Genomic DNA, 23687 nt, shown 5'->3' with positions numbered 1-23687 from the left:
GCGCTGCGGGGTTCTTCTCTCTCGATCATGCAGTGTGCGGCGGTCTGCCGTCGATGGTATGCCGCCGGATGTCGGTGGCGGGCCGTAGGGTCTTCGTCATGACCTCCGCTCCCCAGCCGCCCGTCTCGCTCTCGCCCTCCCGTGCCGGTGACTTCATGCAGTGCCCGCTGCTGTACCGGTTCCGGGTGATCGACAGGCTGCCGGAGAAGCCGAGCCCGGCGGCGACCCGGGGCACGTTGGTGCACGCGGTGCTGGAGCGCCTCTTCGACGACCCGGCGGCGGAGCGGACGGCTCCGCGGGCCCGCGCGATGGTGCCGGGGCAGTGGGACCGGCTGCTGGAGTCGCGGCCGGAGCTGGGCGCGCTCTTCGAGGACGACGCCGACGGCGAGCGGCTGGCGCGCTGGCTGCGGGAGGCGGAGGAGCTGGTCGAGCGGTGGTTCACGCTGGAGGACCCGACGCGGCTGGAGCCGGCGGAGCGGGAGCTGCTGGTGGAGACGGAGCTGGAGTCGGGGCTTCGGCTGCGCGGGGTGATCGACCGGATCGACGTGGCCCCGTCGGGCGAGGTGCGGATCGTCGACTACAAGACGGGCAAGGCGCCCCGGCCGGAGTACGGCGAGGGCGCGCTGTTCCAGATGACCTTCTACGCGCTGGTGGTGTGGCGGCTGAAGGGGGTGCTCCCCCGCCGGCTCCAGCTGGTGTACCTCGGCAGTGGCGACGTGGTGACGTACGACCCGGCGCCGGCGGACCTGCGGCGGGTGGAGCGCAAGCTGCTGGCCCTGTGGGACGCGATCCGCACGGCGACGGAGACGGGCGACTGGCGTCCGCGGCCCACCAAGCTGTGCGGGTGGTGCGACCACCAGGCGCTCTGCCCCGAGTTCGGTGGGACTCCCCCGGTCTACCCCCTGCCGGTCCCGCCGCCCCGCTCGGGGCAGAATGGGCCGGGACCAGCTATCCCGTGAGGAGTACCCGTGGCCATCCGCGTCCTATTGGTCGACGACCAGCCGCTGCTGCGCACCGGCTTCCGGATGATCCTGGAGGCCGAGCAGGACATCGCGGTCGTGGGCGAGGCCGGCGACGGCCTCCAGGCTCTCGACCAGGTCCGCGCGCTCCAGCCGGACGTGGTGCTGATGGACATCCGCATGCCGCGGATGGACGGCGTGGAGGCCACCCGCCAGGTCACCGGGCCGGGTCGGGACGGGCCGGCGAAGGTGCTCGTGCTGACGACGTTCGACCTCGACGAGTACGTGGTGGAGGCCCTGCGCGCGGGGGCGAGCGGCTTCCTGCTGAAGGACGCCCCGGCGAACGAGCTGGTGCAGGCGATCCGGGTGGTGGCGGCCGGTGAGGCGATGCTGGCGCCGAGCATCACGCGGCGGCTGCTGGACAAGTACGCCGACCACCTGCCGTCGGGGGACGAGCCGGTGCCGGACGCGTTGAACACCCTCACCGACCGCGAGGTGGAGGTGCTGAAGCTGGTCGCGCGCGGCCTGTCGAACGCGGAGATCGCGGCGGACCTGTTCGTGTCGGAGACGACGGTGAAGACCCACGTGGGGCACGTGCTGACGAAGCTCGGCCTGCGCGACCGGGTGCAGGCGGCGGTCTACGCGTACGAGAGCGGTCTGGTGCGGCCGGGCGCCCAGTAGTTCCGGCCCGCCGCCCGCCGAGCGCGCCGGCGGACCTCGTGCCGCTGCCCCCGTGGAGACTCCACGGGGGCAGCGGCGCGTTCGCGTGGCGGGGCCGCGGAGGGCGGGCCCGCCGGGCGGGCTCAGCCCTTCTTGATCTCCCAGAAGCGGAAGACGGTGGACGCGTCGAGGGTCCACTCCAGGCCGGTGATGGTGTTGTACGCGACGGCGTACTGCTTGGCCTGCCAGAGCGGGAGGAGCGGGATGTCGTCGGCGACGAGGTTCTGCAGCCGGCCGAAGTCGTCCTGGGCGGCGCTGCGGTCGGCGGCCGCGGCGGTGTCCGGGATGATCTTTCCGGTGATCTTGTTGTTCTCGTAGTGGTTGTCGAGGACGTTGCCCTCGCCGAAGAACGGCTGCGTGAAGTTGTCCGGGTCCGGGTAGTCCGGGACCCAGCCCTTGATGTACACGCCGTACTTGCCGGCCTTGATGTCCTTCTCGTACTGGTCGTACTCGACGGACTCCACCTCGGCCTCGAACAGGCCGCTGTCGTTGAGCTGCCGGGCGATGGCCTTGAGCTGCTCGTCCGTGCCCGGGCCGTAGCGGCTGGGCGTGGAGTGGAGCGTGATCTTGACCTTGTCCTTGATGCCCTCCTCCTTCAGCGCCGCCTTCGCCTTCTCGGGCTGCGGGCGGTCGCCGTAGCGGTCGAAGAAGGCGGTGTTGTGGCCGAGGATGCCGGCGGGGACGATCGAGTACAGCGGGGTCGCCGTGGACTGGTACACGTTCTGGACCAGGGCGTCGCGGTCGACGAGGTGGGCGATGGCCTTGCGGACGCCGAGCTTGCCGGCGACCGGGTCCTTCATGTTGAAGACCAGGTGCTGGACCTCGGCACTGGAGCCCTCGATGACCTGGATGCCCTTCTGGCCGGCCGTCGGGGAGCCGTTGAGGGCCTTGATGTCGGCGGCGGCGAGGCCGCGGTAGGCGATGTCGACGTCGCCCTTGGTCAGGCCGTCGGCGAGGGCCTTGCGGTCGCCGTTGTAGAACTTCAGCTTGACGCCGGTGTTGCGGACCTTGGCGGTGCCCTTGTACTCCGGGTTGACCGAGAAGGCGGCCTCGGCGTCGCTGTAGGAGTCCAGCCGGTAGGGACCGGAGCCGACGGCCTTGCCGTCGGTGCGCAGGGAGTCGGCCGCGTACTCGCGGTGGTCGACGATGGAGCCGGCACCGGAGGCGATCTTGCTGGGGAAGGTGGCGTCGGGCACCTTCAGCGTGAAGACGACCGTCCTGTCGTCGGGCGTCTCGATCTTGTCGAGCGTGGAGAGCAGCGGGCCGGGGCCGTTCTCGTCGTCGATCTTCAGGACGCGCTCGAAGGAGAACTTGACGTCCTTCGCGGTCAGCGGGTTGCCGTTGCTGAACTTCAGGCCCTCGCGCAGGGTGCAGCGGTAGACCGTGCTGGCGCCCTTCTCGAACTCGCAGCTCTCGGCGGCCTCCGGCTGGGGCGTGGTGGCGCCCTTGGGGAAGCTCAGCAGGGACTGGAAGACGTTGTTGAACAGCAGCCAGGAGCCGGGGTCGTAGCCGGTGGCGGGGTCGGTCGCCAGGACCTTCTCGGACATGCCGACGACGATCGCCCCGGCGCCGTCACCGGAACCGGCGTCCTTGTCGGTGCCGCAGCCGCTGAGCGTGGCGGCGGCCAGCCCCGCGGCGAGCGGAGCCGACAGCCACTTGTTGTGTGCCTTCACTGGAACCTTGCCTCTGGATCTCTTCGGTACAGCAGGGGTCAGGCGGTTCCTCGGCCGAGCTCCCAGAGCTGGAGGTCCGAGGAGGTGTTGAGGGCCCATTCGACGCCGGTGAGGCTGGAGCGGGAGGCGACGTACTGCTTGCCCTGCCAGAGCGGGAGGACCGGGACGTCGTCGGCGACGATGTCCTGGAGGCGCTGGAAGGCGGGGGCGGCGGCGGCGCGGTCCGCTTCGCGGCGGGAGGCGGGGATGAGCCGTTCCCGCGCCTCGGTGCTCACGTAGGGGGTGTTGAGGAAGTTGTCCGCGTCGAGGAACGGCGCGATGTAGTTGTCGGGGTCCGGGAAGTCGGGGAACCAGCCGAGGCCGTAGACCGCGTAGTCGCCGCGCTTCTGCGCGGGGCGGAAGGTGGACCACTCGACGCCCTCGACGGTCACGTCGAACAGCCCGCTGCCGTTGAGCTGGTCGCGCAGGGCCGCGAACTCCTTGGCGGTGGCGGTGCCGTAGTGGTCGCTGGTGTAGTGCAGGGTCAGCTTGACCGGGGCGTCGACACCCGCCTCGCGCAGGAGGCCGGCGGCCTTGGCGCGGCTGGGCTCGCCGTACTTGTTGAAGAACGAGTTGGAGTGGCCGGCGATCGACGACGGGATCAGCGAGTAGAGCGGCGTGGCGGTGGGGCCGTAGACGTTCTGGGCGATCGCGCTGCGGTCGACGAGGGCGGCCATGGCCTGGCGGACGGCCTTGTCCTTGACGGCGGGGGCCTTGGTGTCGAAGGCGAGGTAGCGGATCTCCAGGCCCGGCACCTCGGTGAGCTTGATGCCCTCCTCCGGCTCCTCGTCGAGCTTCTTGATCTGCTCGGGTTCGAGGGTGCGGGCCATCATGTCGATGTCGCCGGCGCGCAGGGCCCGGTCCATGGCCTCGGCGTCCTCGAAGGGGCGCAGCTCGACGCTGTCGTTGCGGAGCTTGATGTCGCCCTTGTAGCGCGGGTTGCGGGTGAAGACGATGTCGACGACGCGGCCGTCGCGGACCTCGGGCTTCATCGTGTACGGGCCGGACCCGTCGACCTGGAAGCCCTCGCGGAGCGCGCCGGCCTCGTACCGGTCGCTGGGGACGATGCCGGCGACGGGGGTGGAGAGCTTGTACGGGAAGGTGGCGTCGGGCGTCTTCAGGTGGAAGACGACCTCGCGGTAGCCCTTCGCCTCGATGGTGTCGATGTTGGACAGGAGGCCGGCGGCGCCGTTGTCGGACTTGATGGCCAGGACGCGCTCGATGGAGAACTTCACGTCCTGCGCGGTGACGGGCTCGCCGTCGGCGAAGGTCAGGTCCTCGCGCAGGAGGCAGCGGTAGCTCTCGCTGGCGTTGTCGGTGAACTGGCACTGGGACGCGGCGTCGGGGACGGGGCGTCCGCCGCCGCGCGGCATGTGCATGAGGGTCTGGACGGTCTGGCGGAGCACGTTCCAGACGCCGGTGTCGTAGGCGTAGGCCGGGTCGAAGGGTGCCGGGGCGTCCTCGGTGGCGGTGAACTGGTCGGTGGTGCCGACGACGATGGCGTTGCCTCCGCCGTTGCCGGCCGTCTCGCTCCCGCAGGCGGTGAGGAGGGGCGAGGCCAGCAGGCCGAGGACGGCCGGCAGCACCAAGGTCTTGCGGTTCATGAGGGGACGTACTCCTGGTCCGGCACGGGGGTGATGCGGTGTGCGGAGCCCCTGCCGCGGGCGCCCTGTGGGGCGGGGCGATCGGGCCGGTTGCGCACGATCGACCCCGTGGTCACGGCTGCGTGGTGGCGGCCGCGGCACGGGGGAAGTGCGGCGAAGGGCTCGGCGCAAAGATTAGTGGCATCGCCTGTAATGCCCGACCCGGCCGGAGTTGAGGCGTCATCAGAATGCGATCTTCGCGTCGGGCCCGGGGGCGGGAAAGCGCCGGAATGATTCGTACACGCAATGATGAATGCGGACACAAGGGCACATCAGAAGCGGCCGGATCCGGGCATGCGTGGCGTTGCGGGCACCGGGGCGACGGCACACTGGGTGACCAAGGTCACGTTGGGCGCTATTCCGCCCTGTCACGCAAAATGCACGCTCCGACGCCGAGAGTTTTTCCGATATTCGCAGAGCGACGCTCGGTATCCGGGTCAGTTCGCTCCGGTGATCAATGCCCGGAGGAAACGCAGATCGACTTCTTCGAGGGAGCCGACGACGACGCGCCCGTCCGCGGGGGCGATCGGGGACAGCGACGGGACGGCGACGACGCGGCAGCCCGCGGCCTCGGCGGCGGCGACCCCGGTGGAGGTGTCCTCGATGACGGCGCATCTCGCCGGGTCCGCGCCCACCCGCCGGGCGGCCAGCAGGTACGGGTCGGGGTGCGGCTTGGTCCGGGGCACCTCGTCCCCGGCGACGGTGAGCGTGAAGTGCTCGGCGCCGAGGGAGACCAGCACCCGGTCGATGATGCGCCGGTGCGAGGCGGAGACCAGGGCGGTGGGGACGGCGTGCTCGGCCAGCTCGGCCAGCAGCCGCGCGGCGCCCGGCATCAGGGGGACGCCGCCGTCGATGCGCTCCTCGAAGCGGTCGTTGAGGAGCGTGGTGAGCTCCGGGAGGGTGATGTCGGCCCCGGTGGCCTCGATGAGGTACCCGGCGCTGCGGGTCATGGGGCCGCCGACGACGATGTCGCGCCAGGACTCGTCCAGTGCGTGCCCCAGGTCGGCGAAGACCGCGACCTCCACGTCCCACCAGAAGCCCTCGGTGTCGACGAGCGTGCCGTCCATGTCCAGGAAGACCGCCTGCAGGGCGGCCCCGTCGGCCGTTCGGGTCAGGGACGCGGGGACCGTACTGGTCATCCGGCACACCTCCAAGGGGACGAGAAGGCCGGCCGCCTCCCCGCCGGGGACCCCCGGTGGTGGAAAAGCGACCGGCCTGCACTGGACCGACCAGTGTACGTCGTGACGCGCCGGCGCGCTGCCGTCACGCTGCGGCGCGCCGCGGCGGGTCAGCGGGCGTTGAAGTACTTCGCCTCCGGGTGGTGCAGGACGATGGCGTCCGTCGACTGCTCCGGGTGCAGCTGGAACTCCTCCGAGAGGTGCACGCCGATCCGCTCGGGCCGCAGCAGCTCGGCGATCTTGGCGCGGTCCTCCAGGTCGGGGCAGGCGCCGTAGCCGAGGGAGAAGCGGGCGCCGCGGTACTTGAGCGCGAACATGTCCTCCACGTCCGCCGGGTCCTCGCCGCCGAAGCCCAGCTCCGCGCGGACCCGGCCGTGCCAGTACTCGGCGAGGGCCTCGGCCAGCTGGACGGACAGGCCGTGCAGCTCCAGGTAGTCGCGGTAGGCGTCGGCGGCGAACAGCTCCGCGGTGGTCTCGCCGATGCGCGAGCCGACGGTGACGACCTGGAAGCCGACGACGTCGGTCTCGCCGGACTCCTCCGGCCGGAAGAAGTCGGCGAGGCAGAGGCGGCGGCCGCGGCGCTGGCGCGGGAAGGTGAAGCGGGTGCGCTCGTTGCCTGCGTCGTCGAGGACGATGAGGTCGTCGCCCTTGGAGACGCAGGGGAAGTAGCCGTAGACGACGGCCGCCTCCAGGAGGTTGCGGGTGTGGAGCTGTTCGAGCCAGCCGCGCAGCCGGGGCCTGCCCTCGCTCTCCACGAGCTCCTCGTAGGAGGGGCCCTCGCCGGTGCGGTTCTGCTTCAGACCCCACTGGCCCTTGAAGAGGGCGCCCTCGTCCAGCCAGCCGGCGTACTCCTTCAGCTGGATGCCCTTGATCACGCGGGTGCCCCGGAAGGGCGGCTCGGGGACCGGGTTGTCGGTGGCGACGTCGGAGCGCACGCCCGGCTCGGGCTCGCGCTCCTCCACGGCGGCCGCGGCGCGCACGCGGCGCTGGCGCAGCTCGGGGAGCGCGGCGCCGGGGACACCGCGCTTGACGGCGATGAGGGCGTCCATCAGGCGCAGGCCCTCGAAGGCGTCCCGGGCGTAGCGGACCTCGCCCTGGTAGATCTCGTGGAGGTCCTGCTCGACATAGGCGCGGGTGAGGGCGGCGCCGCCGAGGATCACGGGGTACTTGGCGGCGAGCTCGCGCTGGTTGAGCTCCTGGAGGTTCTCCTTCATGATCACGGTCGACTTGACGAGGAGGCCGGACATCCCGATGACGTCGGCGCGGTGCTCCTCGGCCGCCTCGACGATGGCGGAGACGGGCTGCTTGATGCCGAGGTTGACGACGTTGTAGCCGTTGTTGGACAGGATGATGTCGACGAGGTTCTTGCCGATGTCGTGGACGTCGCCGCGGACGGTGGCGAGCACGATGGTGCCCTTGCCGTCGTCGTCCGTCTTCTCCATGTGCGGTTCGAGGTAGGCGACGGCGGTCTTCATCACCTCGGCGGACTGCAGGACGAAGGGCAGCTGCATCTGGCCGGAGCCGAACAGCTCGCCGACGACCTTCATGCCGTCCAGGAGGGTGTCGTTGACGATGTCGAGGGCCTTGCGGGTCGTCAGGGCCTCGGCGAGGTCCGTTTCCAGGCCGTTCTTCTCGCCGTCGATGATGCGGCGCTTGAGGCGTTCGTCCAGCGGGAGGGCGGCCAGCTCCTCCGCCTTGCCCGCCTTGAGGGACTTGGCGGTGGCTCCCTCGAAGAGCTGCATGAGCTTCTGGAGCGGGTCGTACCCCTCGCTGCGGCGGTCGTACACGAGGTCCAGGGCGGTGCGGACCTCCTCGTCGGAGAAGCGGGCGATCGGCAGGATCTTGCTGGCGTGCACGATCGCCGAGTCGAGGCCGGCCTTCACGCACTCGTCGAGGAAGACGGAGTTGAGCAGGATGCGGGCGGCCGGGTTGAGGCCGAAGGAGATGTTGGACAGGCCGAGGGTGGTCTGCACGGCGGGGTGGCGGCGCTTGAGCTCGCGGATCGCCTCGATGGTGGCGATGCCGTCCTTGCGGGACTCCTCCTGGCCGGTGCAGATGGTGAAGGTGAGGCAGTCGACGAGGATGTCCTCCTCGTGGATGCCCCAGTTGCCGGTGAGGTCGGCGATGAGCCGCTCGGCGATCGCGACCTTCGTCTCGACGGTGCGGGCCTGCCCCTCCTCGTCGATGGTGAGCGCGATGAGCGCGGCGCCGTGCTCCCGGGCGAGGGCGGTGACCTGGGCGAAGCGGGATTCGGGTCCGTCGCCGTCCTCGTAGTTGACGGAGTTGATGACGGCGCGGCCGCCCAGCTTCTCCAGGCCGGCGCGCAGGACGTCCACCTCGGTGGAGTCCAGGACGATCGGGAGGGTGGAGGCGGTGGCGAAGCGGCCGGCCAGCTCCGCCATGTCGGCGACGCCGTCGCGGCCCACGTAGTCGACGCACAGGTCGAGCATGTGGGCGCCCTCGCGGATCTGGTCCCGGGCCATCTCGACGCAGTCGTCCCAGCGGCCTTCCAGCATGGCCTCGCGGAACTTCTTGGAGCCGTTGGCGTTGGTCCGTTCGCCGATGGCGAGGTAGGAGGTGTCCTGGCGGAACGGCACGGTCTGGTAGAGCGAGGCGGCACCGGGCTCGGGGCGCGGGTCGCGCGGCGCGGGCGTGATGTCGCGCACGCGTTCGACGACCTGGCGCAGGTGCTCGGGGGTGGTGCCGCAGCAGCCGCCGACGAGGGACAGCCCGTACTCGCGGACGAAGCCCTCCTGGGCGTCGGCCAGCTCCGGCGCGGTGAGGGGGTAGTGGGCGCCATCCTTGCCGAGGACGGGCAGCCCGGCGTTGGGCATGCAGGAGAGGGGGATGCGGGAGTGGCGGGCCAGGTAGCGCAGATGCTCGCTCATCTCGGCGGGGCCGGTGGCGCAGTTCAGGCCGATCATGTCGATGCCGAGCGGCTCCAGCGCGGTGAGCGCGGCGCCGATCTCCGAGCCGAGCAGCATGGTGCCGGTGGTCTCGACGGTGACGGAGACGATGAGCGGCACGTCGGCGCCGAGCGCCTCCAGGGCGCGCCGGGCGCCGAGGACGGCGGCCTTGGTCTGGAGGAGGTCCTGGGTGGTCTCCACGAGCAGGGCGTCGGAGCCGCCGGCGACCAGGCCCTCGGCGTTGCTCTGGTAGGCGTCGCGCAGGGTGGTGTACGGGGCGTGGCCCAGGGTCGGCAGCTTGGTGCCGGGGCCCATGGAGCCGAGGACCCAGCGCTGCCCGCCGTCGGCGGCGGTGTGCTCGTCGGCGGCCTCGCGGGCGATGCGGGCACCGGCCTCGGACAGCTCGTACACGCGGTGGGCGATGTCGTACTCGCCGAGCGCGGAGTGGTTGGCGCCGAAGGTGTTGGTCTCGACGCAGTCGACGCCGACGGAGAAGTACGCGTCGTGGACCGAGCGGACGATGTCGGGCCGGGTGAGGTTGAGGATCTCGTTGCAGCCCTCGAGGTTCTCGAAGTCGTCGAGGGTGGGGTCCTGCGCCTGGAGCATCGTGCCCATGGCTCCGTCGGCGACGACCACCCGGGTGGCGAGCGCCTCGCGGAGTGCGGCCGCTCGGTCGGCGGCGGAGGACGAGGGGGAAGGGGTCGGCAACGAGGCCATGGAGGTGCTCCCTGGAGTGCGACGGCTGTCGGCTTTGCGCCCCCGTCGGGGAGGCGCACGTCGTCAGCGTAACCGCCCCTCCCCCGGGGCGGACACGGCGTCCCACGTGGCGGACGGCATGCTTGGCGGGGTCGATGTCCGGCCGGATGGCGCGGGGAGGCGTCCCAGGATGTGGCCGCAGGTCGGCAACGACCGATAGTGTTCAGCATTGTCGAACCATGGAGTGAAGGAGCAGGCCGGGGATGGCGAAGAACATCCAGTCGCTGGAGCGCGCGGCGGCGATGCTGCGGCTGCTCGCGGGCGGGGAGCGCCGGCTGGGTCTCTCCGACATCGCCTCGTCGCTCGGCCTGGCGAAGGGCACGGCCCACGGCATCCTGCGCACCCTCCAGTCGGAGGGGTTCGTCGAGCAGGACGCGGCGTCCGGGCGGTACCAGCTCGGCGCCGAGCTGCTGCGGCTCGGCAACAGCTACCTCGACGTGCACGAGCTGCGGGCCCGCGCGCTGGTGTGGACCGACGACCTGGCCCGCTCCAGCGGCGAGAGCGTGCATCTGGGCGTGCTCCACCAGCACGGGGTGCTCGTCATCCACCACGTCTTCCGCCCCGACGACAGCCGGCAGGTGCTGGAGGTCGGCGCCATGCAGCCGCTGCACTCCACGGCGCTCGGCAAGGTGCTGTCCGCGTACGACCCCGTCGCGCACAGCGAGGCCATGGAAGTGGAGCGCAAGGCCTTCACCCCCCGCACGGTCACGGGGCTGGAGGACTTCGAGGAGCTCCTGGACCTGACGCGGGCCCGCGGGTGGGCCGCGGACCTGGAGGAGACCTGGGAGGGCGTCGCCTCGGTCGCCGCGCCCATCCACGACCGGCGGCGGATGCCCGTGGGGGCCGTGGCGATCACCGGGGCCGTGGAGCGCGTGTGCGCCGCCGGGGAGCTGCGCTCGGAGCTGGTGGCGGCGGTGCGCGAGTGCGCCCGCGCCGTCTCGCGCGACCTGGGCGCCGGCCGCTTCTGACGCCGCGCCGGACCCCGCCGGCCCCCTGCCGCCGGCGTGACGGGCGGGCACCCGCAGGACGCCGCCCGCGCCCCGGCGACCGCTCCCCGTCCGCACGCCCCCGAGGGGCCGCGACGCCGGGCGGCCGCCGGACCCCCGCGCCCCCCGTCCGCCCGGTACCGGCGGCCCGCCCGCGCCCTGCCCGCGCACTGAGCCGCGCCCTGCCTGCGGTAACGATCGGGTCTCTCGGGCGAGAACTCTTGACGCGGAATTCACCCGGGGGCAAAACTGCCGTCCATCGGTCGGCATTGTCGAACACCTACCGGAAACACGCGCTAGAGTGTGACAACGCCAGGAGGCCGGCACCGCCCTCACCCCGAGGGCACGGACCACCGGAGGGACCCGGGGTTCGCCTTTCCCCTGGACGAAGGACAAAGGAGTCGCGGGTGTCCAGCTCCGACATCTTCATCGGCGAGACCATCGGTACCGCCGTACTCATCCTCCTCGGCGGAGGCGTGGTCGCCGCCGTCGTGCTCAAGCGCTCGAAGGCGCAGAACGCGGGCTGGCTCGCGATCACCTTCGGGTGGGGCTTCGCGGTCATGACCGCGGTGTACATGACCGCTTCCCTCTCGGGCGCCCATCTGAACCCGGCGGTGACCCTCGGCATCGCCCTGAAGGACGGCGCGTGGGGTGACGTGCCGTTCTACTTCGCCGGCCAGCTCCTCGGCGCGATGATCGGCGCCACCCTGGTGTGGGTCGCCTACTACGGGCACTTCCAGGCCCACCTGCGCGACCCCGAGTGCGCCTCCCGGTCCGCCGTCGAGGGCCCCGGCCCCGTCCTCGGCGTCTTCGCCACCGGTCCCGAGATCCGCAACGTGTGGCAGAACCTCGCCACCGAGATCATCGGCACCTTCGTGCTCGTCCTCGCCGTGCTCACCCAGGGCCTCAACGACGGCGGCAAGGGACTCAACGTCGTCGGCGGTCTGATGGTCGCCTTCGTCGTCGTCGGCATCGGCCTGTCGCTCGGCGGTCCGACCGGGTACGCCATCAACCCGGCCCGCGACCTCGGCCCGCGCATCGTGCACGCCCTGCTCCCCCTGCCGAACAAGGGCGGGTCCGACTGGGGGTACGCCTGGATCCCCGTCGCCGGTCCGCTGATCGGTTCCGCCGCGGCCGCGGGTATCTACTCCCTCGCGTTCGCCTGAGCCCGGCCGACCGACCGACCCGATCCCTTCACCGACCCCGAGGAGCACACCCCATGACCGCCACGACCTCGCACGGTTCCGGCCCCTTCATCGCCGCGATCGACCAGGGCACCACCTCCAGCCGCTGCATCGTCTTCGACCGGGACGGCCGCATCGTCTCCGTCGACCAGAAGGAGCACGAGCAGATCTTCCCCAAGCCGGGCTGGGTGGAGCACGACGCCGCGGAGATCTGGACCAACGTCCGGGAAGTCGTCGCCGGCGCCATCGAGAAGGCCGGCATCACCGCCGCGGACGTCAAGGCCATCGGCATCACCAACCAGCGCGAGACCACGCTGCTGTGGGACAAGAACACCGGTGAGCCCGTCCACAACGCCATCGTCTGGCAGGACACCCGCACCGACGCGCTCTGCAAGGAGCTCGGCCGCAACGTCGGCCAGGACCGCTTCCGCCGCGAGACCGGCCTGCCGCTGGCCTCCTACTTCGCCGGCCCGAAGGTCCGCTGGCTCCTCGACAACGTCGAGGGCCTGCGCGAGCGCGCCGAGCGCGGCGACATCCTCTTCGGCACGATGGACTCCTGGGTCATCTGGAACCTGACCGGCGGCGTCGACGGCGGCAGGCACGTCACCGACGTCACCAACGCCTCGCGCACCATGCTGATGAACCTCCACACCATGGAGTGGGACGACAAGATCCTGCAGTCCATGGACGTCCCGGCCGCGGTCCTCCCGGAGATCCGCTCCTCCGCCGAGGTGTACGGCACGGTCAAGGGCGGCGTCCTCGACGGCGTGCCCGTCGCCTCCGCGCTCGGCGACCAGCAGGCGGCCCTCTTCGGCCAGACCTGCTTCTCCGAGGGCGAGGCCAAGTCGACGTACGGCACCGGCACCTTCCTGCTGATGAACACCGGCGAGAAGATCATCAACTCGTACTCCGGCCTCATCACCACCGTCGGCTACAAGATCGGCGACGACGCCCCGGTGTACGCCCTGGAGGGCTCCATCGCCGTCACCGGCTCGCTGGTGCAGTGGATGCGCGACCAGATGGGCCTGATCAAGTCCGCCGCCGAGATCGAGACCCTCGCGTCGTCGGTCGAGGACAACGGCGGCGCCTACTTCGTACCGGCCTTCTCCGGCCTCTTCGCCCCGTACTGGCGCTCCGACGCCCGCGGGGTGATCGCCGGCCTCACCCGGTACGTCACCAAGGCGCACATCGCCCGCGCCGTCCTGGAGGCCACCGCCTGGCAGACCCGCGAGATCACCGACGCCATGACCAAGGACTCCGGTGTCGAACTCGCCGCGCTCAAGGTCGACGGCGGCATGACCTCCAACAACCTGCTGATGCAGACCCTCTCGGACTTCGTGGACGCGCCCGTCGTGCGTCCCATGGTCGCCGAGACGACCTGCCTCGGCGCCGCCTACGCCGCCGGCCTGGCCGTCGGCTTCTGGCCCGACACCGACGCCCTGCGCGCCAACTGGCGCAGGGCCGCCGAGTGGACCCCCCGCATGGACGCGGACCGGCGCGACAGCGAGTACAAGAACTGGCTCAAGGCCGTCGAGCGCTCCATGGGCTGGCTCGAAGCAGAAGAGAACTGACGAGGAGTATCGCGACATGACCACCCTGCAGAGCGTTCCGAGCCTCGGGACGCACCCGGCTGCCGGTCACCTGCCCAGCCGCGCGGAGACCCGGGAACGGCTGTCCAAGGCGACCTACGACCTGTTGGTCATCGGCGGCGGCATCCTCGGCATCTCCACCGCCTGGCACGCCGCCCAGTCCGGGCTGCGGGTGGCTCTGGTGGACGCCGGCGACTTCGCCGGCGCCACCTCCTCCGCCTCCTCCAAGCTGCTCCACGGCGGGCTGCGATACCTGCAGACCGGCGCCGTGAAGCTGGTCGCCGAGAACCACTTCGAGCGCCGTGCGGTCTCCCGCCAGGTCGCCCCGCACCTGGCCAACCCGCTCACCTTCTACCTCCCGGTGTACAAGGGCGGGCCGCACGGCGCGGCGAAGCTCGGAGCGGGCGTCTTCGCCTACTCGGCGCTCTCCGCCTTCGGTGACGGCGTAGGCCACCTGCTCAGCCCCGCCAAGGCCGCGCAGGACGTGCCGGAGCTGCGCACCGACAACCTCAAGGCCGTGGCCGTGTACGGCGACGACCAGATGAACGACGCCCGGATGGCGCTGATGACGGTCCGCGCGGCCGTCGAGTCGGGCGCCACCGTCCTCAACCACGCCGAGGTCACCGGGTTGCGGTTCACGCGGGGCCGCGTCACGGGCGCCGAGCTCAGGGACCGGCTCGACGGCAGCGAGTTCGGCGTCGACGCCCGGCTCGTCCTCAACGCGACCGGCCCCTGGGTCGACCACCTGCGCCGGATGGAGGACCCGAACGCGGCCCCCTCCATCCGCCTGTCGAAGGGCGCCCACCTCGTCCTCAAGCGCACCTCCCCGTGGAAGGCCGCGCTCGCCACCCCGATCGACAAGTACCGCATCACCTTCGCCCTGCCCTGGGAGGACATGCTCCTGCTCGGCACCACCGACGAGGAGTACGAGGGCGACCCGGCGGACGTCGCGGTCAACGAGAAGGACACCGCCCAGATCCTGGACGAGGCCGCCTTCTCCATCCGCGACCAGCAGCTGTCGCGGGACCTCATCACCTACGCGTTCGCCGGCCTGCGCGTCCTGCCGGGCGGGCCCGGGGACACCTCCAAGGCCAAGCGCGAGACGGTCGTCACCGAGGGCCGCGGCGGCATGCTGTCGGTCGCCGGCGGCAAGTGGACGACCTTCCGCCACATCGGCCGCACGGTGATGAACAAGCTCGCCGCGCTGCCCGGACGCCCGCTCGCCGACGACATGGAGCCGATCGCCAGCCTCCCGAAGAGGCTGCCGCTGCCCGGCATCGCCAACCCCAACGCGGTCGCCCACCGGCTGCTCGTCGACGGGGGCACGCCCGGCCCGCGCATGGCCGCCGACACCGCCCGCCACCTGGCGACGCACTACGGCTCCCTCGCCTTCGACATCGCGCGCCTGGCGAACGAGACCCCGGAGCTGGCCGAGCGCATACACCCGGACGCGCCGGAGATCTGGGCGCAGGTCGCCTACGCCCGCGACCACGAGTGGGCGGAGACGGCGGACGACGTGCTGCGCCGCCGTACGACCCTGACCATCCGGGGCCTGGCGACGGACGACGTCCGCGGCCGGGTCGAGGCGATGCTCCGCCGCGGCGCCTGACCGCCCCGCCCGGCGGGTCCGGGCCGGCGAGGCACGAGGGCGGCTCCCCGGCGGGAGCCGCCCTCCTCCGTGCGCCCGCCCCGCCCCGGATCGGGCCGGACCTCGGTGCGCGGGCGGTCCGGACCGGGCCGCCGGGGGGTGCGCGGCGCCCGGCCGCGGCCGTCCCGGACGCCGGCGGCGGGCGGCGGCCGGGCCGCCCGCCGTCCCCGGCGCGTCACGCGGAGCGGGAGCCGCCACGAGGTTTGGTCCGGCCCCGTCGTGGCAGGCCGATACAGCACCCGGACGTGTACAAGGGGCTGCGGGCGAGGGGTCCGCACGCCGTAAGGTTGGTCCGTACGCACGGAACTTCGGAAGGAGGCCTGGGTGATCGAGCTCGAGGGGGTTCCCGAGCTGATCGACCCGGTCATGGTGGCCGCGTTCGAGGGCTGGAACGACGCCGGCGACGCCGCCTCCACCGCGGTCGCGCACCTGGAACGGGAGTGGAAGGGCGAGGTGTTCGCGGCGCTGGACGCCGAGGACTACTACGACTTCCAGGTCAACCGGCCCACGGTGTGGCTGGACGGAGGGGTGCGGAGGATCACCTGGCCCACCACCCGGCTGTCCGTGGTCCGCGTCGGCGGTGACAAGCCCCGCGACCTGGTCCTGGTCCGCGGGATAGAGCCGTCGATGCGCTGGCGCTCGTTCTGCAACGAGCTGCTGGGCTTCGCCCACGAGCTGGGCGTCGAGATGGTCGTGATCCTGGGCGCGCTGCTCGGCGACACCCCGCACACGCGGCCGGTGCCGGTCAGCGGCGTGACGTCCGACCCGGACCTGGCGCGGCGGATGGAGCTGGAGGAGACCCGGTACGAGGGACCGACGGGCATCGTCGGCATCCTCCAGGAGGCGTGCACCCACGCGGGCGTCCCGGCGGTGAGCCTGTGGGCGGCGGTGCCCCACTACGTGTCGCAGCCGCCCAACCCCAAGGCGACCCTGGCGCTGCTCAACCGGCTCGAGGACCTCATCGACCTGCGCATCCCCCTCGGCGAGCTGGCCGAGGACGCCCGCGCCTGGCAGCTCGGCGTCGACCAACTGGCCTCCGAGGACAGCGAGGTTGCCGAGTACGTCCAGACGCTGGAGGAGGCGCGGGACACGGCGGAGCTGCCGGAGGCGTCCGGCGAGGCCATCGCCCGCGAGTTCGAGCGGTACCTGCGTCGGCGGGACGGCGGTCCGGGCCCCGGCGGCCCCGGCGCCCTGCCCGGCGGCCCCGGGCACGCCACCGACGGCGGCGACGGCTCGTACCTGCGTGACACCTCCAGCGGGCGCACCCGCCCGCCGAAGCCGCCCCGGCGCGGCTCCGAAGGGGCGGCGGACGGCCCCCAGGAGGGTCCCGCCGACGGTCCGGCGGACAGCGCCCGGGGCACCTCCGCCGACGGCCCCCGCGACCCCGAGGCACCCGGCGGCCCCGACGAGGGCCCGCCGCCGGCACAGGGGCCGAAGGACCCCAAGGAGTAGCGCCCCACGGAACCGGACCCGCTCCCCGCTCCCCGGCGGGGCGGTGCCGTACCCCGGTACCGCCCCGCCGCGGCATGTCCGCCGCGCGGATGCCGCGCGCTCGGCGCGGCGGCCGACGAGGGTGCCGAGCCGCCCGTGGGCGGCCGTGGCCTGTCCTTGCCTAGAGGGCGACGCCCATCAGCGCGTCGACGGCGCGCGAGACGAGCCCCGGCGCGCTCTCGTCCGTGCCGCCCCCGGCCTGCTGGCGCTCGACCCAGCGGTCGACCGCGGCGAGCGCGGCCGGCGTGTCCAGGTCGTCGGCGAGCGCCTCGCGGACCTCCTCCACGAGCGCGTCCGCGGACGGCCCGTCCGGGCGGGAGACGGCGGCGCGCCAGCGGTCCAGGCGCTCCTCGGCGTCCCGCAGGACCCGGTCGGTCCACTCCCAGTCGGCACGGTAGTGGTGCGCGAGCAGGGCCAGGCGGATCGCGGCGGGGTCGACGCCCTCGCGGCGGAGCGCGGAGACGAAGACGAGGTTCCCCTTGGACTTCGACATCTTCTCGCCGTGCAGGGCGACCATGCCGGCGTGCACGTACGCCTTGGCGAAGGGGAACTCGCCGGTCAGCGCGTGGGCGTGGGAGGCGCCCATCTCGTGGTGCGGGAAGATCAGGTCGGAGCCGCCGCCCTGCACGTCGAAGCCCATGCCCAGGTGGTCCAGGGCGATGGCGACGCACTCGATGTGCCAGCCGGGCCGGCCGGGGCCGAGGGAGGCGCCGTCCCAGCTCGGCTCGCCCTCGCGGGCCGCCATCCACAGCAGCGGGTCGATCGGGTTCTTCTTGCCGGGGCGGTCCGGGTCGCCGCCGCGCTCGGCGGAGAGGGCCCGCATGAGCTCGGCGTCGTAGTGGGAGACCTCACCGAAGTGCCGGTCGGACTCGACGGAGAAGTAGACGTCGCCGTCCAGCTCGTAGGCGGCGCCCATGTCGCGGAGCCGCTCGATGATCGGGACGATGCCGGGTATGGCCTCGACGGCCCCGATGTACTGCTGCGGCGGCAGCATCCGCAGCGCCGTCATGTCCTCGCGGAACAGGGACGTCTCCCGCTCGGCGAGACCGGCCCAGTCGATGCCGTCGCGCGCGGCCCGCTCCAGGAGGGGGTCGTCGATGTCGGTCACGTTCTGCACGTAGTGGACCTGCCGCTTGGTGTCGAGCCACACGCGCTGAACGAGGTCGAACGCGTTGTAGGTCGCCGCGTGACCCAGGTGGGTCGCGTCGTACGGCGTGATGCCGCAGACGTAGATGCGGGCGACGGGGCCGGGGTCGAGGGTCACTCGTCCGCCGGTCGCGGTGTCGTGGATCCGGAGGTCGCGGCCCTTGCCGGGCAGGGCGGGGACCTCAGAAGCGGGCCAGGCATGCATGCCTTGAGCGTAACCGGACGGGTGTTCCGGATACGAACCGGAGGCGGGTTCATGACCGGTTCCGCCCTCTTGTACTCGGCGCCGCGGTGTGCTGCGGTGCCGGTCAGGCCGGGTTCACACCGGTGGCCAGGGAATCGGCGGCCAGGTGCCGGACGGCTCGGGGTGCCGGCCGGTGGTGCGCAGGGCCGTGATCCGGGCGCGCACCGCGTCGACCTCGGCCGGGGTGATCAGCTGCTCCAGACGGGTGGCCAGCGCTGCGCCGGGCGCCAGCTCCGCGTCGAGCCGGGCCAGGACCTCCAGGGCCTCGTCGGGCAGCGGCTCGCCGGCCCAGCCCCACAGCAGCGTCCGCAGCTTGTCCTCCGCGTGGAACGTCACGCCGTGGTCGATGGCGTACAGGGCGCCGTCCCCGGCGGGCAGCAGGTGGCCGCCCTTGCGGTCACCGTTGTTGATCACCGCGTCGAGGACGGCGAGGCGCCGCAGCCGCGGGTCGTCGGCGTGGACGAGCAGCGCCGTGCGGCCCCCGCCCACCTCGGCGAGCCCCACCGGCCGCCATCCGTCGCCGGCCTCGTCCCCGTCCACCAGGGAGAGCAGCGGCGGGGCGGCGGGGTCGGCGTCGATCCACCGCTGGACCGAGCCGGGCCCGTAGGGCCCCTCGCGCAGGACGGTCGGCGGGACGAGGTGCCACCCCGTGGCCTCGGAGACCGCGTACGCGGCGACCTCCCGCTCGGCGAGCGTCCCGTCGGGGAAGTCCCACAGCGGCCGCTCGCCCGCGACGGGCTTGTACACGCAGTCGACCGCGCGGCCGGCGAGGGCGGCGGAGCAGAGCAGTACGGCGTTGGACGCCTCACGGACCTGGCCGCGCACGGTCAGCTCGCCCCCGGCGAGGACCTCCAGCACGTCGGCCGTCGCCGTCAGGCCCCGCGGCGGTATCCGTTCTGGCGCGGGCATACGTGTCCTTCCGGGTCGAGCGGCAGGCTGCACAGGGGGCAGGGCGGCCGGCCGGCGTTCACGACGTCCAGGGCGCGCTTGGCGAAGGCCCTCGCCTGGGCACCGGTGAGCCGGACGCGGAGCATCGGCGGGCCGTTCTCCTCGTCCTGGAGGAGACGTTCCTCCGCCTCGGCGAGGTCCTCCTCCGAGTCGACGTCGAGCTCGACGAGCGCCTGCGCCTCGACGATCAGCCGCTGGTCCTCGCCGTCCCAGGCCAGCGCCATGGTGCCGACGCGGAACTCCTCCTCCACGGGGGCGTCCAGCGGGGCGGTGTCGGCGACGTCGGCCGGCGCGACCGCCGGGACCGGGGCGTTGCCGCCGGTGCGGCGCACCACCTCGTCGAGGAGCTCGTCCATGCGTTCGGCGAGCGCGGCGACCTGGGTCTTCTCCAGGGCGACGCTGGTGACCCGCCCGCCGGCGGACGCCTGGAGGAAGAACGTACGGCGGCCAGGCAGCCCGACCGTACCGGCCACGAAGCGCTCCGGCGGGTCATAGAGGAACACCTGACGGGACACGTTCCCTCTCCCTTGATCTTGGTTAGGCGGGTCCGGCCGCGGGCCGTGACGGCAGCGCGTCCACCCTACTGTGCGCGTCGATCACGGTGCGCCCGCGCCGCCGCCCACCTGCGCGGCGCCGTCCGGTCCGGTCGGGGCCGCGCCGTCGGGGCCCGGCCGCGCGGGGCCGCCGGGAGCGCCCGGGGCGAGGCCGGCGAAGTCGCCGGTGTCGCCGAGGCGGACGAGGAAGGGCCGCGTCCGGGTGTAGCGGATCGCGGTGACCGAGCAGGGGTCGACGTGGAGGCGCTGGAAGAGGTCGAGGTGCATGCCGAGGGCGTCCGCGACGAGCGACTTGATGATGTCGCCGTGCGAGCACACCACGTAGGCGGCGTCCTCACCGTGCTCGGCCGCCACGCGCGCGTTCCACTCCCGTACCGCCTCGACGGCGCGGGCCTGCATGCCGCGCATGGACTCGCCCCCGGGGAAGGCCGCCGCCGACGGGTGGTGCTGGACGACCTCCATGAGGGGCTCGCCGCCCAGCTCCGCGAGGCCGCGGCCCGACCAGTCGCCGTAGTCGCACTCGTTGAGCCGGTCGTCGGTGTGCACGGCGAGGCCGGGGCGGGCCGCGAGGAGCGGGGCGAGGGTCTCGCGGCAGCGCTGGAGGGGGCTGCTCACGGCCAGCGCGAGCTTCACGCCGGCGAGCCGGCCGGGGAGCGCGGCCGCCTGCGCGGCGCCGCGTTCGTCGAGGCCGACGCCCGGGGTGCGGCCCGCGAGGACTCCGGCGGTGTTCGCGGTGGACCGGCCGTGCCGGACGAGGATCAGGGTCGCCATGGCGGCCAGCCTAGGGGGTGTCCGGAAAGCGGCGTCGTCCGCCCGGAGGGCGGCACAGCCTTGACGGGCCCGTCCGGGCAGGCCGCGGCGGCGCGGTGGGTGCGCGCGGCGGTGGGCGGGGAAGAATACGCGGCGTGATCGTTGACTGCGCCATCTACCGTGCCGGGAGACGCCTCCAGGGCCCCACCGACGTCGTCGCCGCCCTTGAGGAGGCGCGCGGCTCCGTGGACGGCTTCCTGTGGATCGGCCTGCACGAGCCGACCGCCGAGGAGTTCGACCGGGTGTCGGCGGAGTTCGGGCTGCACCCGCTCGCCGTCGAGGACGCCCTCAAGGCCCACCAGCGCCCCAAGCTGGAGGTGTACGACGACTCGCTCTTCCTGGTGCTGAAGCCGGTGCAGTACGAACCGGCCGGCGACACGGTCTCCGCGTCGGAGCTGATGCTCTTCCTGGGCGACTCGTTCGTGGTGACGGTCCGGCACGGCGTGGGGGCGCCGCTGTCGGAGGTGCGCCGGCGGCTGGAGGCCGCCCCGGACGTGCTGCGGCAGGGGCCGACGTCGGTGCTGTACGCGGTGAGCGACGCCGTCGTCGACCACTACATCGACGTGGCGGCCGAGCTCCAGCTGGACCTGGAGGAGCTGGAGGCGGAGGTCTTCGCGCCGACCGGGGGCGACGCGAAGAACACGGCGTCGCGGATCTACACGTTCAAGCGGCAGGTGCTGGAGTTCCGGCGGGCGACGGGGCCGCTGGCCTCGCCCATGGAGCGGCTGGCGGGGACGGGCGTGCCGTACGTCGTCGAGTCCGCCCGGCCGTTCTTCCGGGACGTCAGCGACCACCTGACCCGGGCGAACGAGCAGGTGGAGGGGTTGGACCGGCTCCTGTCGGACATCCTTTCGGCGCACCTCGCGCAGATGGGCGTCCGGCAGAACGACGACATGCGCAAGATCTCCGCCTGGGCGGCGATGGCGGCGGTGCCGACCATGGTGGCGGGCGTGTACGGGATGAACTTCACGCACATGCCGGAGCTGGAGTGGGTGTGGTCCTACCCGGCGGTGGTGGGCCTGATGGCGGTCGCGGTGACGGGGCTGTACCGGCTGTTCAAGCGGCGCGGCTGGCTCTGACGCCGCCCCGCCCCGGACCGCCGGCGGGTCAGTGCGCCGGCACGGTCTCGGCCGGCCCGCCCATGGCGTCGCGCTGCGCCGGCATGGCGAGGCGGACCATGCGCCGCCAGCCGCCGGCCCGCTCACAGGCGTACACGGCGTGGATGCCCGCGGCGAGGACGGCCGACTTGGCGCGCGGCCACCGCAGGATGCGGCCCATGTACTCCATGACGGCGAGGCTGACGTCGCGGTGGACGGCGATCTCGGCGAGGGCGCTCTCGCGCAGGGTGCGCCGGATGGTGCGGGCGTGGCCGGCGCGGGCGAGGCGGAGCAGTTCCTCGTGGCAGTAGGCGAGGTGGTTGTCCTCGTCGGCGCTGATCATGCGGAGGGCCTTGCCCATCTCGGGGTGGTCGCCGAAGTGCCGGACGAGCAGGTTCATCTGGTCGGCGGCGCGCTGCTCGGTGACGCGGCTGTGCGCGAGGTAGACGAGGATGTCGTACTCGGTGAGCGGTTGGTCGCGCCGGAGCTTGTCGTGGGCGAGGCCGATGCCCGCGCGCTCCAGCAGCATGGTGTAGTCCGTCTCGGGCGGGACGGGCACCGGGTCGAGGCCGCGCTTCCTCAGCAGCCCGTTGAAGAGGCGGCCGTGCTTGTCCTCGTCGGCGCCGTGCCGGGTGATCTTCGGGGCCAGTGCGGCCAGGGACTGCGGCACCAGGGCGGCGATCCGGGCGTTCTCCCAGCCGCCCTGGGTCTCGCCGCTGGCGGCGATGGAACAGAACAGCTGGTAGGAACGGTCGTCCTCGACGATCTCCTGGAACAGGCTGCGGGCCGAGAGCATCGCTGTCACCTCCGTGTGTCGGCACGAGTCAAGTGCCGGGGAGGGGGTGAGGCAACGACACCCCGCCGCCACTCCACCGATCGGAGCAGCGGCGGGGCCGTGCGCGGTGCGACGGGGGCGTAACCCGGCGGCCGGTGGCGCGTTGTGCTGCGTGACGGCCGTGGCGGGGATGACCCCGAGCCCCCACCACGGCCGCGGGCTTCCCCGGGGGCCGGCCGGGCCGTCCGCCCGGCCGGCTCAGTCGACGAGGCCCGCCCGCTCCAGCGCCTCGGTGCCCGCCCGGAGGGCGGCGATCCGCTCGTCGAGGGTGAAGCCGGCGGGGGCCAGGGTCAGGGTGGTGACGCCGGCGGCCGCGTAGGCCGCCATCCGGTCGGCGATCCGCTCCACGGGGCCGAGCAGGGTCGTGTCGTCGATGAGCTGGTGCGGCACGGCGGCCGCGGCGCCGTCCTTGTCGCCGGACAGGTACTTGTCCTGGATCTCGGCGGCCTCCTTCTCGTACCCCATGCGCTGGGCGAGCCGGTTGTAGAAGTTCTGCTTCCGGCTGCCCATGCCGCCCACGTAGAGGGCGGTGTACGGGCGGAAGGTGTCGGCGAGGGCCGCGACGTCGTCACCGACGGCGAGGGGGACGGTGGGGCAGACGTCGAAGCCGTCCATGGTGAGCCCGGCCTTCTCCCGCCCGGCGCGCAGGTGGCGGACGGCGGTCTCCTCCAGGTGCGCGGCGGACGGGAAGATCAGCAGGGCGCCGTCGGCGATCTCGCCGGTCTGCTCCAGGTTCTTCGGGCCGATGGCCGCGACGTAGAGCGGGATGTGCTCGCGCTGCGGGTGGACCGTGAGCTTGATCGGCTTGCCGGGGCCACCGGGCAGGGGCAGCGTCCAGTGCTCGCCGTCGTAGGTCAGCCGCTCGCGGGACATGGCCCGGCGGACGATCTCCACGTACTCGCGGGTGCGGGCGAGCGGCTTGTCGAAGGTGACGCCGTACCAGCCCTCGGAGACCTGCGGGCCCGAGACGCCGAGGCCGAGGCGGAAGCGGCCGCCGGAGAGCGAGTCGAGGGTGGCGGCCGTCATGGCGGTCATCGCGGGCTGCCGCGCCGGGATCTGCATGATCGCCGAGCCGACGTCGATGCTCTCGGTCTGCGCGGCCACCCACGCCAGCACGGTGGGGGCGTCCGACCCGTACGCCTCGGCCGCCCAGCACACGTCGTAGCCGAGGCGGTCCGCCTCCTGCGCGACGGCGAGGTTGTCGCCGTCCATGCCCGCGCCCCAGTAGCCGAGGTTGATGCCGAGCCGCATGCGGGTCCCCTTTTACCGATCAGTAACGTC

At 72.6% G+C, this 23687-nt stretch carries 18 protein-coding genes; 8 read left to right on the top strand and 10 right to left on the bottom strand.

Features of this window, described 5'->3' with window-relative positions; all coding sequences use genetic code 11:
* Positions 1-98: 98 nt before the first annotated feature.
* Positions 99-959: a RecB family exonuclease gene (locus tag LPA54_RS25215; protein ID WP_228981738.1), complete on the top strand. Its 861-nt coding sequence runs from the start codon at positions 99-101 to the stop codon at positions 957-959.
* A gap of 9 nt (positions 960-968) precedes the next feature.
* The gene (locus tag LPA54_RS25210) at positions 969-1640 is read left to right on the top strand and encodes a response regulator transcription factor (protein WP_058941650.1); all 672 of its coding nucleotides are present in this window, start codon (positions 969-971) and stop codon (positions 1638-1640) included.
* Positions 1641-1762: 122 nt separating this feature from the next.
* Here the strand turns inward: LPA54_RS25210 and LPA54_RS25205 are convergent, their stop codons facing one another.
* The 4 genes from LPA54_RS25205 to metH all read right to left on the bottom strand — a co-directional run bounded on the left by LPA54_RS25205 (position 1763) and on the right by metH (position 9835).
* Complete coding sequence (locus LPA54_RS25205) at positions 1763-3352, bottom strand: ABC transporter substrate-binding protein (RefSeq protein ID WP_228981737.1); 1590 nt, start codon at positions 3350-3352, stop codon at positions 1763-1765.
* 38 nt (positions 3353-3390) lie between these two features.
* On the bottom strand, positions 3391-4995 hold the full coding sequence (locus LPA54_RS25200) for an ABC transporter substrate-binding protein (protein WP_228981735.1): 1605 nt from the start codon (positions 4993-4995) through the stop codon (positions 3391-3393).
* 476 nt (positions 4996-5471) lie between these two features.
* Positions 5472-6173: an HAD family phosphatase gene (locus LPA54_RS25195; RefSeq protein ID WP_228981732.1), complete on the bottom strand. Its 702-nt coding sequence runs from the start codon at positions 6171-6173 to the stop codon at positions 5472-5474.
* Positions 6174-6322: 149 nt separating this feature from the next.
* Positions 6323-9835, bottom strand: coding sequence for a methionine synthase (gene metH, locus LPA54_RS25190; protein WP_228981730.1), 3513 nt, complete (start codon positions 9833-9835; stop codon positions 6323-6325).
* 242 nt (positions 9836-10077) lie between these two features.
* Here metH and LPA54_RS25185 point away from each other — a divergent pair, with 242 nt between their 5' ends.
* The 5 genes from LPA54_RS25185 to LPA54_RS25165 all read left to right on the top strand — a co-directional run bounded on the left by LPA54_RS25185 (position 10078) and on the right by LPA54_RS25165 (position 16733).
* A complete protein-coding gene (locus tag LPA54_RS25185; RefSeq protein WP_228981728.1) occupies positions 10078-10842 on the top strand; it encodes an IclR family transcriptional regulator in 765 nt (254 codons plus the stop codon).
* 425 nt (positions 10843-11267) lie between these two features.
* Entirely contained in the window at positions 11268-12026 is a 759-nt protein-coding gene (locus LPA54_RS25180; RefSeq protein WP_228981726.1) for an MIP/aquaporin family protein, read from the top strand.
* 53 nt (positions 12027-12079) lie between these two features.
* Positions 12080-13615 carry a glycerol kinase GlpK gene (glpK, locus tag LPA54_RS25175; protein WP_228981724.1) on the top strand — a complete coding sequence of 512 codons (1536 nt, stop codon included), beginning with the start codon at positions 12080-12082 and terminating at the stop codon, positions 13613-13615.
* A gap of 16 nt (positions 13616-13631) precedes the next feature.
* Entirely contained in the window at positions 13632-15242 is a 1611-nt protein-coding gene (locus LPA54_RS25170; RefSeq protein WP_228981722.1) for a glycerol-3-phosphate dehydrogenase/oxidase, read from the top strand.
* Positions 15243-15605: 363 nt separating this feature from the next.
* On the top strand, positions 15606-16733 hold the full coding sequence (locus LPA54_RS25165) for a PAC2 family protein (protein WP_228981720.1): 1128 nt from the start codon (positions 15606-15608) through the stop codon (positions 16731-16733).
* A gap of 160 nt (positions 16734-16893) precedes the next feature.
* Here the strand turns inward: LPA54_RS25165 and mshC are convergent, their stop codons facing one another.
* From mshC to LPA54_RS25145, 4 genes are all read right to left on the bottom strand, one after another.
* Positions 16894-18123, bottom strand: coding sequence for a cysteine--1-D-myo-inosityl 2-amino-2-deoxy-alpha-D-glucopyranoside ligase (gene mshC, locus LPA54_RS25160; RefSeq protein ID WP_228981719.1), 1230 nt, complete (start codon positions 18121-18123; stop codon positions 16894-16896).
* Positions 18124-18237: 114 nt separating this feature from the next.
* Positions 18238-19071 (bottom strand): SCO1664 family protein, encoded by an 834-nt coding sequence (locus tag LPA54_RS25155; protein WP_228981717.1) that lies wholly within the window; start codon positions 19069-19071, stop codon positions 18238-18240.
* On the bottom strand, positions 19035-19625 hold the full coding sequence (locus tag LPA54_RS25150; RefSeq protein WP_228981715.1) for a DUF3090 domain-containing protein: 591 nt from the start codon (positions 19623-19625) through the stop codon (positions 19035-19037). The genes LPA54_RS25155 and LPA54_RS25150 overlap by 37 nt, the downstream gene beginning before the upstream one ends.
* An 81-nt stretch (positions 19626-19706) precedes the next feature.
* Complete coding sequence (locus tag LPA54_RS25145; RefSeq protein ID WP_228981714.1) at positions 19707-20435, bottom strand: histidine phosphatase family protein; 729 nt, start codon at positions 20433-20435, stop codon at positions 19707-19709.
* Between the two features lie 125 nt (positions 20436-20560).
* Here LPA54_RS25145 and corA point away from each other — a divergent pair, with 125 nt between their 5' ends.
* Positions 20561-21553: a magnesium/cobalt transporter CorA gene (gene corA / locus LPA54_RS25140; protein WP_228981759.1), complete on the top strand. Its 993-nt coding sequence runs from the start codon at positions 20561-20563 to the stop codon at positions 21551-21553.
* 28 nt (positions 21554-21581) lie between these two features.
* On the opposite strand, the gene LPA54_RS25135 is transcribed toward corA, so the two are convergent.
* Together LPA54_RS25135 and LPA54_RS25130 are read right to left on the bottom strand one after the other, a co-directional pair.
* The gene (locus LPA54_RS25135; RefSeq protein WP_228981711.1) at positions 21582-22367 is read right to left on the bottom strand and encodes a ferritin-like domain-containing protein; all 786 of its coding nucleotides are present in this window, start codon (positions 22365-22367) and stop codon (positions 21582-21584) included.
* A gap of 237 nt (positions 22368-22604) precedes the next feature.
* Positions 22605-23657: an LLM class F420-dependent oxidoreductase gene (locus LPA54_RS25130; protein WP_228981706.1), complete on the bottom strand. Its 1053-nt coding sequence runs from the start codon at positions 23655-23657 to the stop codon at positions 22605-22607.
* Positions 23658-23687 lie beyond the last annotated feature (30 nt).

Origin of the sequence: Streptomyces sp. DH12 (assembly GCF_020873895.1) — a bacterium.
Lineage (GTDB): Bacteria > Actinomycetota > Actinomycetes > Streptomycetales > Streptomycetaceae > Streptomyces.
Note: the sequence above shows the minus strand (reverse complement) of the source record. Positions and strands in the feature narration are given on the sequence as shown.

Excerpts from the sequence above, each read along its gene's own strand:
- LPA54_RS25215 (WP_228981738.1), top strand. The coding sequence starts at position 99 with ATGACCTCCGCTCCCCAGCCGCCCGTCTCGCTCTCGCCCTCCCGTGCC.
- LPA54_RS25200 (WP_228981735.1), bottom strand. The coding sequence starts at position 4,995 with ATGAACCGCAAGACCTTGGTGCTGCCGGCCGTCCTCGGCCTGCTGGCC.
- LPA54_RS25195 (WP_228981732.1), bottom strand. The coding sequence starts at position 6,173 with ATGACCAGTACGGTCCCCGCGTCCCTGACCCGAACGGCCGACGGGGCC.
- metH (WP_228981730.1), bottom strand. The coding sequence starts at position 9,835 with ATGGCCTCGTTGCCGACCCCTTCCCCCTCGTCCTCCGCCGCCGACCGA.
- LPA54_RS25185 (WP_228981728.1), top strand. The coding sequence starts at position 10,078 with ATGGCGAAGAACATCCAGTCGCTGGAGCGCGCGGCGGCGATGCTGCGG.
- glpK (WP_228981724.1), top strand. The coding sequence starts at position 12,080 with ATGACCGCCACGACCTCGCACGGTTCCGGCCCCTTCATCGCCGCGATC.
- LPA54_RS25170 (WP_228981722.1), top strand. The coding sequence starts at position 13,632 with ATGACCACCCTGCAGAGCGTTCCGAGCCTCGGGACGCACCCGGCTGCC.
- mshC (WP_228981719.1), bottom strand. The coding sequence starts at position 18,123 with ATGCATGCCTGGCCCGCTTCTGAGGTCCCCGCCCTGCCCGGCAAGGGC.
- LPA54_RS25155 (WP_228981717.1), bottom strand. The coding sequence starts at position 19,071 with ATGCCCGCGCCAGAACGGATACCGCCGCGGGGCCTGACGGCGACGGCC.
- LPA54_RS25145 (WP_228981714.1), bottom strand. The coding sequence starts at position 20,435 with ATGGCGACCCTGATCCTCGTCCGGCACGGCCGGTCCACCGCGAACACC.
- LPA54_RS25135 (WP_228981711.1), bottom strand. The coding sequence starts at position 22,367 with ATGCTCTCGGCCCGCAGCCTGTTCCAGGAGATCGTCGAGGACGACCGT.
- LPA54_RS25130 (WP_228981706.1), bottom strand. The coding sequence starts at position 23,657 with ATGCGGCTCGGCATCAACCTCGGCTACTGGGGCGCGGGCATGGACGGC.